General features: G+C 63.0%; 9 protein-coding genes. 6 read left to right on the top strand and 3 right to left on the bottom strand.

What is annotated here, in order from left to right:
- Positions 1-33: 33 nt before the first annotated feature.
- Positions 34-516, bottom strand: a complete 483-nt coding sequence (locus LAN37_06520; protein MBZ5646862.1) for a hypothetical protein — start codon at positions 514-516, stop codon at positions 34-36.
- Positions 517-767: 251 nt separating this feature from the next.
- On the opposite strand from LAN37_06520, the gene LAN37_06515 reads away from it, so the two are divergent.
- From LAN37_06515 to LAN37_06495, 5 genes are all read left to right on the top strand, one after another.
- The gene (locus tag LAN37_06515; GenBank protein MBZ5646861.1) at positions 768-2261 is read left to right on the top strand and encodes a CCA tRNA nucleotidyltransferase; all 1494 of its coding nucleotides are present in this window, start codon (positions 768-770) and stop codon (positions 2259-2261) included.
- A 156-nt stretch (positions 2262-2417) separates the two neighbouring features.
- Positions 2418-5894 carry a DNA polymerase III subunit alpha gene (gene dnaE, locus LAN37_06510; GenBank protein MBZ5646860.1) on the top strand — a complete coding sequence of 1159 codons (3477 nt, stop codon included), beginning with the start codon at positions 2418-2420 and terminating at the stop codon, positions 5892-5894.
- Between the two features lie 81 nt (positions 5895-5975).
- Positions 5976-6932, top strand: a complete 957-nt coding sequence (locus tag LAN37_06505; GenBank protein MBZ5646859.1) for an acetyl-CoA carboxylase carboxyltransferase subunit alpha — start codon at positions 5976-5978, stop codon at positions 6930-6932.
- 167 nt (positions 6933-7099) lie between these two features.
- The gene (locus tag LAN37_06500) at positions 7100-8938 is read left to right on the top strand and encodes a 2-oxoacid:acceptor oxidoreductase subunit alpha (protein MBZ5646858.1); all 1839 of its coding nucleotides are present in this window, start codon (positions 7100-7102) and stop codon (positions 8936-8938) included.
- Position 8939: 1 nt separating this feature from the next.
- Positions 8940-9986: a 2-oxoacid:ferredoxin oxidoreductase subunit beta gene (locus tag LAN37_06495; protein MBZ5646857.1), complete on the top strand. Its 1047-nt coding sequence runs from the start codon at positions 8940-8942 to the stop codon at positions 9984-9986.
- 78 nt (positions 9987-10064) lie between these two features.
- Here the strand turns inward: LAN37_06495 and LAN37_06490 are convergent, their stop codons facing one another.
- Both LAN37_06490 and LAN37_06485 read right to left on the bottom strand, forming a co-directional pair.
- The gene (locus LAN37_06490; protein MBZ5646856.1) at positions 10065-11324 is read right to left on the bottom strand and encodes an ABC transporter permease; all 1260 of its coding nucleotides are present in this window, start codon (positions 11322-11324) and stop codon (positions 10065-10067) included.
- Complete coding sequence (locus LAN37_06485; GenBank protein MBZ5646855.1) at positions 11325-12563, bottom strand: ABC transporter permease; 1239 nt, start codon at positions 12561-12563, stop codon at positions 11325-11327.
- A gap of 107 nt (positions 12564-12670) precedes the next feature.
- On the opposite strand from LAN37_06485, the gene LAN37_06480 reads away from it, so the two are divergent.
- Complete coding sequence (locus LAN37_06480; protein MBZ5646854.1) at positions 12671-13651, top strand: glycosyltransferase family 2 protein; 981 nt, start codon at positions 12671-12673, stop codon at positions 13649-13651.
- The last annotated feature ends 5 nt before the right edge of the window (positions 13652-13656 follow it).

Here is a 13656-nt window from a genome sequence, read left to right as displayed (position 1 = left end):
CAGGGCATAACTCGCCGAATACCGAGTGCGGGTCTATTCCGTGAACATCGGCACTTGCCGTGTATCCGCCGCCGCTGCGGGCCGGCGCCGCCGTCCAGCGGCCCCGCCGATCACGCTCAACACGGTCAGCTCGGCCAGCGCGCTGCGCGGCACGAAGATGCGCTGGGTGTTGGAGCGCGTGTCCGGCGGGCTGAGGAGGAACCCGTCCGCGGAGAGCTGGGTTAGGTCGTTGGGCATCATGCCCTCCATGACCTCGTTGTCGCGGAACTTGAGCCGCACCCACAAGCCTTCGGTGCGTGGGCGGGTGGCGAAGGTCTTCCGAGCGAAGGCCTCAGACTCATCGAAATCGCGCACGAAATACACGCCCTTGACCTCGGCGAGCTCGATCTGCACGACCTTGCCCGCGGTATTGAGCAACTCTACTTTGCCGTCCACGATGAACGCAGGCGCGACATAGCCTTGGACGCTGTCGCGGTCCATCTTGCGGACGATGACCTTCTTGTGGGTAGACGCCATGAGGCACCAGATATTGGGGCGTGCGCACCGATTGTCGCACTTTTCCAGCCCTCCGGAGCCTTTCCTGGCGCCTTGTAGCAAAAATATAAACAGTGTGCTATCGTGTGGGGTTTGCCGTGGCCTTCTGAGCGCGGCTAAGTGCCTTGTTCGGAACCACTTACAAGCGAAACGGGAGGATCCGGCCGGGCCCGGCCCGCACCCCTGCCGGGAACAACTGTGGGCGTCCGTCTGCGCCACGGGGTATCGCCTAGATGGCTGATTACATTTATATGATGGAAACACGGCTGACACCGGACCAGCAGCGGGGTGTCGCCCTGATCGCCGACGTGGCCCGACGCGACGAGATGAACGTGTATCTCACCGGCGGCGCCATCCGCGACATGATCAGCGGCTTTCTCATCCGCGAGATCGACCTCACGGTACAGGGCAATCCGCTCAAGCTGCAACGGGATCTGGAGAAGGCCGGTGCGATCGTCCAGTGGGTGGACGACGACACCCGCACCCTGTACCTGTTGCTGCCGGGCAACGTTCGCGCCGAACTCGGCATGGCGCGCTCGGAGCGCTACGACAAGCCGGGCAAGCCGCCGGAGATCTCGCCGGGCACCATCATCGACGACCTGCGCCGCCGCGACTTCACCATCAACGCCATGGCGCTTTCGCTGAACGAGGGTTCGCGCGGACTGCTGCTCGATCCCGCCAATGGCGTCGCCGATATCGAGAACAAGGTCATCCGCATCCTGCACAATTACGCGTTCCTCGAGGAACCCTCGCGTCTGATCCGCGCCACGCGCTTCACCGCGCGCTTTCACTGGAACCTGGAAGAGCGCACGCAAGCCCGCTTCGATGCCGCCAAAGAGGGCAGTTACATCGAGCGCATCTCCGACCGCCAGATCGGCTACGAGATCGAACAGCTGGCCTACGAGGAAGACCCGCTGCACATCCTGCGCGCGCTGGAGAAGGAAGGCTGGCTCAGGGTCCTGCACCCGCGCTGGTCGGTGGCGAAGGTGGATTCGACCGGGCTGGCGCAATTGCTCAAGACGCGCGAGCACATGCAGTCGTTAGGCTACGGCGCCATCGATTCCGGCCCGGCCGTGATGTACATGTTGACCGGCCGCGTCTCGGGGAGCGACATCAGCGGCATCCAGAAGCTCATCTCCAACAAGGCCTTCGTGCACAGCTGGAAGCGGCTGGAGGACGAAGCCAAGGACCTGGCCAAGCGGCTCACCAGCAAGGAGGCGGCCACGCCTTCGCTGGCCTGGAAACTGCTCTCGGCCGGACGTCCGGACACCATCCTGTTCCTGGAGACCACCACGCGCCACCACGGGGTCGGGCAAAAGATCAAGAACTTCCTCACGAAGTGGCGCCAGGTGAGGGACAAGATTCCGCTCCCGGAGATGGCGGAGCTGCACATCACTCCTGACGTGCCCGGGTACAACGAGCTGACCGAGCAGATCTTCTACCTGCTGCTCGACGGCAAGCTGCGCTCGCGCACGGAGACGCTGAAGTTCCTGAAGCCGTACGCGCCTCCGCCGCCGGCGCCACCTCCGCCGCCGCCCGCCAAGCGCGGGCGCAAAGGGAAGGCCGGCGCGGCTGCTGCTGATGCCCCGGCTCCGGCTCCAGCACCGGCAGCTCCAGCACCGCTGCCGAAGAAGCACGAGGTCAAACCGGCGAAGAAGATCGCTAAGTCAGCGAAGAAGCACGCTTCCAAGAAGCTCAAGCCGGCTAAGAAGAAGAAAAAGAGATAACCAGAGAGGTCACAGAGGGACACAGAGGGACACGGAAGCAGAAATCCTCTGTGCATTTCTGTGCCCTCTGTGGTTAGAATCGGGTGCCCTTTCCAGCCGGGATATTCACAGGCCCGTCCAGCCCTCCTGTGCGATTAGAATTGAAGTCAACCCCTCATGTCCCAATTCGTCCACCTGCACCTGCATACCGACTACTCCATGCTCGACGGCGCCTGCGACGTCGAGAAGTTGGCCGAGACCGCGAAGCGACTGGGCATGCCGGCCGTGGCCATGACCGACCACGGCAACATCTTTGGCGCCGTCCACTTCGTCAACGCCTGCAAGCAGCACGGGGTGAAGCCGATCCTCGGCTGCGAGCTCTACATCTGCAAGAAGGACGACCACGACATCGAGCGCACGCCTCCGGAGGGCGACACCTACAACCACCTGCTGGTGCTGGCCGAAAACGAAGAGGGCTACCGCAACCTGGTGCGCATCACCAGCGAGGCCTCTCTCCACGGCTTCTATTACAAACCGCGGATCAGCAAGAGATTCCTTGCGGAACACTCCCAGGGCCTGATCGCGCTCTCCGGGTGCCTCAAGGGCGAAGTCGCCGAGAACCTGACGGAAGGGAAGTACGACCAGGCGCGCGCGGCGGCCGGCTACTTCCGGGAGATCTTCGGCGCGGAGAACTTCTTCATCGAGGTGCAGGACCAGGGACTGGATCAGGAGCGAAAGATCCTGCCCGACTTGCACAAGATCGCAAAGGAACTGGGTGCGCTGGTCGTCGCCACCAACGACTCCCACTACCTCTGCGAGGACGACGCCCACGCGCAGGACGTGATGGTCTGCATCCAGACCGGTAAGTCCATCAACGACACCAACCGGATGAAGTTCCAGACCGACCAGTTCTTCGTGAAGAGCTACGAGGAGATGGCGCGCGTCTTCCAGGACTCACCCGAGGCGGTGTCGCGCACCCTCGCCATTGCCGAGCGCTGCAGCGTCAAGATCGAGAAGGTGAAGAACCCGTTCCCGCACTTCGAAGTCCCGCCGGGCTTCACCCTCGACAGCTATTTCGAGCACGTCACGCGCGACGGTTTCGCGCGCCGGCTGGAGACCCTGCGCGGGCTTTCCGCCCAGGGCCGGCTGAAGCACCCGCTCGGCGATTACGAGCAGCGCCTGACGCGCGAGATCTCCATCATCCGGCAGATGAAATTCTCCGGCTATTTCCTGATCGTCTGGGACTTCATCCGCTACGCGCGGGAGCACAACATCCCGGTGGGCCCGGGGCGTGGTTCGGCGGCCGGTTCTCTGGTCTCCTTTGCCTTGCATATCACCGATCTGGACCCCCTGCAGCACGAGCTGCTCTTCGAGCGCTTTCTGAATCCCGAGCGCGTCTCGATGCCCGACATCGACATCGACTTCTGCATGAACCGGCGTGGCGAAGTGATCGACTACGTGACGCGCAAGTACGGACGCGAGCAGGTGGCGCAGATTATCACCTTCGGCACCATGCAGGCCAAGGCCGCCATCAAGGATGTGGGCCGCGCCATGGACATGCCCTACAGCGACGTGGACCGCATCGCCAAGATGGTGCCGCACACGCTGAACATCAAGCTCGACGATGCCATCAAGGAGTCTCCGCAGCTCCAGCAGGCCTACGACAACGAGCCGCAGATCCGCGAGCTGATCGACACCGCCCGCAAGCTCGAGGGCCTGGTGCGCAACGCGGGCGTGCACGCCGCCGGCGTGGTCATCGCCCCGCGTCCCCTCATCGAGCTGGTCCCGCTGCACCGCACCAAGAACGAGGAGATCGTCACCGCCTTCGACATGAGCGCCATCGAGAAGATGGGCCTGCTCAAGATGGACTTCCTCGGCCTGACCACGCTCACCATCGTCGACGACACGCTCAAGCTCATCGCCCAGCGCGGCGGAGCGCTCGACCTGAGCAAGGTTTCGCTCGACGATCAGAAGACCTATGAGCAGGTCTTCCACAAAGGGCTGACCTCGGGCGTGTTCCAGTTTGAATCGCACGGCATGCGCGACGTGCTGCGCCGCTACCAGCCCAACTCGGTCGAGGACCTGACGGCCTTGAATGCGCTCTACCGTCCGGGGCCGATTCAGGGCGGGATGATCGACGATTTCATCGACCGCAAGTGGGGGCGCAAGAGCGTCGAGCACGAGCTGCCCGAGCTGAAGGAGATCCTGCGGGAAACGCTGGGCGTCATCGTGTACCAGGAACAGGTGATGCAGATCGCCAACCGGCTCTCCGGCTACTCGCTGGGAGAGGCCGACCTGCTGCGACGCGCGATGGGCAAGAAGGATCCCAAGGAGATGGCCAAACAGCGCCAGCGTTTCGTGGTGGGCGCGACCGAGCGCGGCTTCCCGGAGCAGAAGGTCGCGAAGATCTTCGACCTGATGGAGCAGTTCGCCGGTTACGGATTCAACAAGTCGCACTCGGCGGCCTATGCACTGCTCGCCTACCATACGGCTTACCTCAAGACGCACCATCCGGTGGAGTTCATGGCCGCGCTGCTGACCTCGCAGGTGGGATCGACCGACAGCGTGGTCAAGTACATCAACGAGTGCCGCGAGATGGGCATCCCGGTCGAGCCGCCCGACGTGAACGTCTCCGACGCCAATTTCACCCCCCACGATAACGCCATACGCTTCGGCCTGGCGGCGGTGAAGAACGTCGGGCACAACGCGATCGAATCGATATTGAAGGCCCGGGTCGAGATCGGACAGTTCAAGTCCGTCTTTCAGTTCTGCGAACGCGTGGATCTGCGGCTGCTCAACAAGCGCGTGCTGGAGTCGCTGATCAAGTCGGGCGCCATGGATTCGCTGGGCCGGCGCTCCCAGCTCATGGCGGTGCTGGACAAGGCCATCGAGCGCGCCCAGAAATCGCAGCGCGACGCCGAGTCCGGGCAGCACGGGCTGTTCATCTCATTCAGTGAGGAGCCCGCTGCGGAAGTCAACGACAACCTGCCCAACGTCCCCGAGTGGGACGAGCACACCCGCCTGGCAGCGGAAAAGGAGATCCTCGGCTTCTTCATCACAGGCCACCCGCTGGAGAAGTATCGCGACAAGCTGCTGGATTTCAGCGCCCTCGATACCGAAGCCATCTGCGCCATCAAGTCCTCGACCGGCAAAGACGAGATCCACACTGCCGGCATGATCACGAATGTGCGCGTGCTCAAGTCCAAGAAAGGCGATTTCTACGCCCAGGGCACTCTCGAGGACATGGCGGGCTCCGTGGACATGTTGGTCTTTCCCGAGGCCTATCGCCGCCTCGGCGACAAGGTTAAGCTCGATGTTCCCGTGCTGATCCGCGGCGGCGTGCGCGTCGAGGAAGGGGGCAGCCCCAAGGTGACGGTCAGCGAGATCACACCGCTGGAGCAGGCGCAACCCAGGCTTCCGCGGTCGCTACGCATCCGCGTCCCGCTCGAGACCGCGACCGAGGCCACGGTGGACGCGCTGCACTCGCTCTGCGTCGAGCGCAAGGGAGAAGCCAAGGTGTTATTCGACGTGGAACGTCCGGGTGACTTCATGGTCGTGATGGAGGCCGAAGGCTATAATGTCCAACCGGACCGGGCGTTCATCAGCCGGGTCGAACAACTGTGCGGGCGTGGCAGCGTCCGCATCATCGACTGAGTCCGACTGTCCCCGCGCTGTCAGGCGCGCACCCTTGGCTGAAAGGACGGAGTCGTGGAAGCTTCTGCCGTCGCAACGCAAATGGATCCAGCCACCAAAGCACAGCGAGAATTGCAGAACATCGAGCGCGAGATCGAGCGCCTGGAGACCGCCGCCGGCGACAACCAGGAAGCCCAGCGCCAGCTCCACCGGCTGCATGCCCAGGTGGAAGCGCTCCGCCAGCAGCTTTACGCCCATCTCACCGCTTGGCAGAAGACCGAGTTGGCCCGCCATCCGCAGCGGCCCTACACGCTGGATTACGCCGAGCGAATCTTCACCGGCTGGACCGAGTTGCACGGCGACCGGGTCTTCGGCGACGACCCCGCCATCGTCTGCGGCATGGCCAAGTTCCACGGCGAGGAAGTGATGGTGATCGGGCATCAGAAGGCGCGCGACACCAAACAGAAGGTCTATCGCAATTTCGGCATGCCCAATCCCGAGGGTTACCGCAAGGCGCTGCGCTTCATGAAGCTGGCGGAAAAGTTCAGGCGGCCTGTCTTCACCTTCGTGGATACGCCGGGCGCCTATCCCGGCCTGGGCGCCGAGGAACGCGGACAGGCGGAAGCCATCGCCCGCAACCTGCGCGAGATGGCGCGCTTGGAAGTGCCCATCATCGCCACCATCACCGGCGAAGGCGGATCGGGTGGCGCGCTGGCCATCGCCGTGGCCGACCGCGTGCTGATGATGGAGAACACCATTTATTCCGTCATCTCGCCCGAGGGCTGCGCCTCCATCATGTGGCGCGACACGGGGAAGAAAGAGGTCGCTGCCCAGGCGCTGAAGATCACCCCGAAGGAGTTGCAGGAACTGGGCTGCATCGACGACATTGTGCCCGAGCCCGTAGGCGGCGCGCACACCGACCACGAAGCCGCCGCCGCCCTGCTCGACGCGGCCCTGCAGCAGCACTTCGCCGCCTTGAAAGGGAAGAGCGCAGCGGACCTGGTGTCGGGCCGGTACGAGAAGTTCCGCCACATGGCGCAGTTCTTTGCCGTTGCGTAAGCGGCCCGGCGGAGTGCACTTACATCGTAAGACGATATTGCTTCGTTACCGCAGCGCCCCGGGCCCGCGGCTTACGTCACCGGCGAGTGTGAGGTACAATAAATATTTCCGATGTCCCCGATCTTCAATTCATAACGCCGTCGGGAACGGGAAAGGAACCTTCAGGTATGGCCTCCAGTGATCTCGCAGTCCGGGAAGCTCCGCAACGGCCTGAGCGCAAGCGGGTCGTCAACGACGTGAGCATCCAGGTTGCGACCGTCAACGGCTCCGGCTCGCAGTCTTCCAACTCCGTACTTCTTCGCAGCATTTTCCAGATGGGTGTCCCGGTCTCGGGCAAGAACCTGTTCCCTTCGAATATCGCGGGCCTCCCCACCTGGTACACGATCCGTGTCAACAAGGACGGCTACATCGGCCGCAAGAAAGAGATCGACCTGCTGGTGGCGATGAACGCGGAAACGGCGACCGATGACGTGAAGTCGCTGTCGCCGGGAGCTGCGGTCGTCTACGACGAGCCGCTGAACCTGGCCGCTCTGCGCCAGGACCTGACCTTCTACTCCGTGCCCTACGACAAGCTGGTAGCTCCGGTCTGTCCCGAGCCCAAGCTGCGCAAACTGGTCAAGAACATGATCTATGTCGGTGTCGTCGCCTATCTGCTCGACATCGAGATGACGGAAGTCGAGAAGGCCATTCGCAAACAGTTTGCCAGCAAGGTGAAGGCCGCGAACCTGAACCTGGCGGCGGTACAGGCGGGCTTCGATTACGCCAAGGCTTCGCTGAAGAAGGCGGACCCGTTTTACGTCGAGCGCATGGACAAGACCGCGGGCAAGATCATCATCGACGGCAACTCCGCTGCGGCCATGGGCGCCATGTTCGGCGGCGTGACCGTGGTGGCTTGGTACCCGATCACGCCTTCCTCGTCGGTGGCGGAAGCTTTGATCGACTACATGCGGGACTACCGCATCGGCCCGGACGGGAAGTCCACCTTTGCCATCGTGCAGGCGGAGGACGAGCTGGCGGCCATTGGCATGGTCATCGGCGCCGGCTGGGCGGGCGCGCGCGCCATGACCGCAACCTCAGGCCCGGGCATCTCGCTCATGGCCGAGTTCGTCGGCCTGGCTTACTACGTGGAAGTGCCGGCGGTGATCTGGGACATCCAGCGTGTCGGGCCTTCGACCGGGCTGCCTACGCGCACCTCGCAGGGGGACATTCTCTCCAACGCCGTCCTCTCCCACGGTGACACTAAGCACCTGATGCTCATCCCGAACTCGGTGAGCGAGTGCTTCGATTTCGGCATCGAGGCCTTCGATCTGGCGGAGCAGTTCCAGACCCCGGTCTTCGTCATGTCCGACCTCGACCTGGGCATGAACAACTGGATGAGCGACCCGTTCCAGTACCCGACCAAGCCCATCAAGCGTGGCAAGGTGCTCACGAAGGAGGACCTCGTCCGGCTGGGCAGCTTTTCCCGCTACAAGGACGTGGACGGGGACGGCATCGGCTACCGCACGCTGCCCGGCACCGACCACCCGGCGGCAGCCTACTTCACTCGCGGAAGCGGCCACAACGAAAGGGCGCAGTATTCCGAGCGCCCGGACGATTTCGAACACAACATGGAGCGCCTGGCGCGAAAATTCGAGACGGCGCGCTCCTTCGTTCCCAAGCCCGAGATCATCGGCGACGGCAAGGCCAAGATCGGCATCATCGCCTACGGTACCTCACACTGGGCGATCGTCGAGTCGCGCGATCAGTTGCGCGACGAGTACAAGCTCGACACCGATTACCTGCGCCTGCGCGCCTACCCGTTCACCAAGGAAGTGGTGGACTTCATCGACAAACACGACCGTATCTATGTGGTGGAGCAGAACCGTGACCGCCAGATGTTCGACCTGCTCCGTCTCGACCTGACTCCGGAGCGCATCACCAAGCTGCGCAGCATCGCGCACATCCACGGCCTGCCGCTCGACGCGCGCTCCGTGACCGACGAACTGATCTCCATGGAGGGGAAGTAAGATGGTGACCACACCGACCGCGACTCCGGAACCGAAAAGCAACCGTATCGGCCTGAACGTGATCGACTACCGGGGCGGGAAGACCACCCTGTGCGCGGGCTGCGGCCATAACGCCATCTCCGAACGCATCGTGGACGCCATGTTCGAGATGGGCGTGAAGCCCGAGCGCGTCATCAAGATGTCGGGCATCGGCTGCTCTTCCAAGAGCCCGGCGTACTTCATGAGCCGGTCGCACAGCTTCAACTCGGTGCACGGCCGCATGCCCTCAGTGACCACCGGGGCTGTACTCGCCAACCAGCAGGTGATGGCCTTGGGAGTCTCCGGCGACGGCGATACCGCCTCCATCGGCATCGGGCAATTCATTCACCTCATGCGCCGCAATCTGCCCATGATCTACATCATCGAGGACAACGGCGTGTACGGCCTGACCAAGGGCCAGTTCTCGGCGACTGCGGACATCGGTTCCAAGCTGAAGACCGGGGTCATCAACGACCTGCCTCCGATCGACACCTGCGCGCTGGCCATCCAACTGGGCGCTTCGTTCGTCGGCCGCTCCTTCTCCGGCGACAAGAAGCAGCTCTTCGCCATGCTGAAAGCCGCGATCGCGCACCGCGGTACGGTCATGCTGGACGTCATCTCCCCCTGCGTCACCTTCAACGACCACGAGGGTTCGACCAAGTCCTACAAGTTCATGAAGGACCACGACGAGCCGTTGCACGACATCACCTTCGTCCCAGGCTTCGAACAGATCGACGTGGAATACGATGCGGGCACGACCGTGGACGTGACCTTGCACGACGGCTCGCACCTGCGGCTGCGCAAGTTACACGAAGACTACGACCCCACCGACAAGGTCAAGGCCATCTCCATGCTGGCCGAAGCGCACGACAAGGGCGAGGTGCTGACCGGGGTGTTCTACATCAATCCCAAGGCGCCGACTTTCATCGACCTGCTCAACATGACCGACAAGCCGCTGGCCACGCTGCCCGAGTCCGCCGTCCGCCCGCCCAAAAGCGTGCTCGACGAGATCATGGCGGATTTGCGGTAGCTAGTAGCTCGAAAAACAGGACGGCACCTCTTGCGAGGTGCCGTTTACTTTTCCTAGCTCCTAACCACCAGCTACGAGCTACTCATACCTCAGCGCTTCCACCGGGTCGAGGCGCGCGGCGCGCATCGCCGGGTAGATGCCGAAGAACAGGCCGACGCTCATGGACGTCAGCACGCCGATCACCACCGCCCATGCGGGTACCTCCATGGGCAGCGTGGGCACAAAAGTATTCAGGATCCAGGTGATGGCGATCACCAGGAGGACCGCGATCACGCCGCCGATGCCCGTGAGGGTGATGGCCTCGATCAGGAATTGGCCGATCACGTCCGATCGGCGCGCCCCGATGGCCTTGCGCACCCCGATCTCTCGCGTGCGCTCCGTCACCGACATCAGCATGATATTCATCACACCCACGCCGCCGATCAGCAAGCCGATCGAGCTGATCACAACCACCAGCAGGGCCACCGCGCCCACGATCTGGTGGAACTGCTGTGCGATCTGTTCCGCACTGGAGATTCCGAAATTGTCCGGCTTCTTGAAGGGCACCCGGCGCCGGCGCCGCAGCACGTCCCGCACCTGGTCCTCAGCCGTCGCCTTCATCCCCGGGTATGCCTCCACGCCGATCACGATCTCGTCATTCAGCGGGTGGTGCTTGAGATAGGTATAGATCGGCACGGTGGCGACGCGGTCCGCCGACTGGTCCTTGAAGAAGTTCCCCTTGCGCTTGTCCGCCACGCCGATGACCGTGTAGGGGATCGAATCCACAAGAACGGTTTTGCCCAGCGGATCGGTGTTGCCGAAGAAGGTGTCGGCCAGGTCGTAGCCGATCACCACGACGTCGGCGCGATGCAGGTTCTCGGCTTCGTTGAAGTAGCGTCCCTTGAGCACGGTCACGTGGTACACCTGCTCGTAGGCCGGAAGCGAGCCGGAGTGATCGATGTTGAAAGCCTCATGTCCCTGGTAGCGCGCCGTGGGCTGTGACCGAGGACCGGAGAAGTTGAAGCGCGGATATGCCTCTGCGACGACGCTCTTCACCGCGGTGCACTCCTCGCGGATGGCGAAGGCATCCTCCAGCGTCAGCGACTTCCGCATCCTCTCTTCCGTGGAAAGTCGTCCGATGTGGATGCCGGGATCGAATTTGAATACGAAGAGGGTGTCCGCTCCGTACTGCTCCAGGAACCCGCGCATGTCGCGGTCCAAGCCCACCAGGATCGAGGCCACCCCGACCAGGGTGGTGATGCCGATGACCACGCCCAGCACGGTCAACGCGGAGCGCACCTTGTGCTCGCGCACTGTGGTGAGCGCCATCCTCGCGTTTTCGCGGACCTGGATCGCCATTTACGCCTCGTACCTCAGGGCTTCGATCGGGTCGAGCTTGGCCGCCTTCCGCGCCGGATAAAGCCCGAAGAACACACCGACGGCGGTGGACACGGCCAGCGCCAGGAATATCGCGGAGATGGGCATCGCCATGGGCAGCGGCGATGCGTTCCTTCCCACGATCGTGATCACCCAGGCGAGGCCCACGCCCATCATTCCGCCCACCGCCGACATCACGCAGGTCTCCACGAGGAACTGCATCAGGATGTCCCGCCGGGTGGCGCCCAGTGATTTCCGCACTCCGATCTCGCGGGTGCGCTCCGTCACGCTGGCCAGCATCACATTCATGATCACCACGCCACCGATCACCAGGAACACCGAGACGATCCCCACCGCGCTGGCCGCGATTGCCGCGAAGATCTGGTTCCACAGGTCCATCAGCGATTGCGAGGCCAGGATGCCGAACGTATCTTCATCCCCGGGACGCAGGTGGCGCCGCGCCCGCATCAGGGTGCGCGCCTCTTCTTCGGTGCGTGCCATCCATTCCGGCCCGCGGGCCTGGACATTGATGGAATATCGCGGCTGCTGGTGGCCGTAGACTTTCATGTAGGTCTCAATGGGGATGTAGGCGAAATTGTCCTGCGACTGTCCCAGGGCCGTTCCCATCGGCTTGGCTACACCCACGATCTCGAACTCCCGGCCATTGAGCAGGATCGTTCTCCCCAGCGGGTCGACGTTGGGGAAGAGCTTTTTCACCACGTCGTCCCCGATCGTGGTCACATTGGTGCGGTGCTGATTGTCCTGGTCGGTGATGTACCGGCCCCTTGCCACCTCCTCGACATCCATATCACCGATATTGGCCGTGACTCCGCGGATATTGATGTCCGACATGTCCTGGCCTTGGGCTCTGCCGGTGCCGAACGTCCGCACCTCCATGCCTACCGCCTGGGCCAGCTTCATGGTGTCGCGCAGGTACTCGAAGTCCTCGAAGGTGACTTCGCGGTTCTTGCGCAGTGCTTTCATGAACTCGGCCTGGTCCGTGATGAGCGGCATCTGATGGACCAGGAAGACGTTGGCGCCCATGTTGGCGATCCGGTCGGCGATGTACATGTTCATGCCGCGGACCAGCGAGACCACCACGATCAGGGTGGCGACAGACAGGATGATCCCCAGCAGGGTCAGGAAGGAGCGCATTTTATGCGCCCGCATCGTCTCCAGCGCCACCACCGCGGGTTCTCGCAGGGCCAGGCCTCGGTGCATCACGCCTCTTGCCAATGGATACGCACCCCTATGTCCAATTGTTCCACGTATCCGGCACTCCGGAAAGGTCTCCAGCCCTTAATAGACGTGTATAATCTCGATTTGTTATGCCCAAGATCTCCGTCGTGGTGCCTTTCCTCAACGAGGAAGAGAACATCACCGAGCTCTATGACCGGCTGAAGGCCACGCTGGAGGCCATGGGCGAGCCCTTTGAATTCATCTTCGTGGACGACGGGTCCACCGACGGCACCTTCCCCCTCCTGGAAGAGATCGCAACCATCGACAGCCGGGTCACCGTAGTCAAACTGCGCCGTAACTTCGGCAAGACGGCGGCGCTGGCTGCCGGATTCGAGCGCACCACGGGTGATTTCGTGGTCGCCATGGACGGCGACCTACAGCACGACCCCGCGGACATCCCACGGTTCCTGGCGCGCTTGGAGGATGGCTACGACGTGGTCTGTAGCTGGCGCCAGCGCCGTACCGACAGCTTCTGGCTGCGCCGGATCCCCTCGAAAATGGGCAACATCCTGCTCGCTATGTTGAGCGGCGTGAAGATCCACGACTTCGCCGGCGGCTTCAAGGCCTACCGCCGGGAGTTGATCAACCAGATCCCGCTTTACGGCGAGATGCAAGGATTCATCCCTTTGCTGGTGGCCGCCTACGGCGCGCGCATCTGCGAGGTCCCGGTCGTGGTGGCAAGACGGTCCCACCGCGCTTCCCGATACGGCATCGGACGCACGGTGGCCGCCGCCTTCGACCTGATCGCCATCTGCTTCCTGCATCGCTACGTGATGCGCCCGCTGCACTTCTTCGGCACTTGGGGCTTCGTCAGCATCTTTGCCGGCTCGGTCATCGGCTTATGGCTGTTCGCCCAGAAGCTGGTCTTCGGTACCGAGATAATGACCGCGCACGCCCCGCTGTGGATCTTCTGTGCCGTGCTCGTAGTATTCGGCGGGGAAATGCTGGCCATCGGCCTTTTGGGCGAGATGCAGGTCCGTCACTACCACGAGCCCCCGGCGCGCCCCCCCTACACCATCGAAAAGGTCCTGCGCACCGAAGAAAGCGAACAGCCCAGTCTGCCGGACTAGCCCCC

It is taken from the genome of Terriglobia bacterium, from assembly GCA_020073495.1.
Classification (GTDB): domain Bacteria; phylum Acidobacteriota; class Terriglobia; order Terriglobales; family Acidobacteriaceae; genus JAIQFD01.
This window is presented reverse-complemented; position numbering and strand designations above follow the sequence as displayed.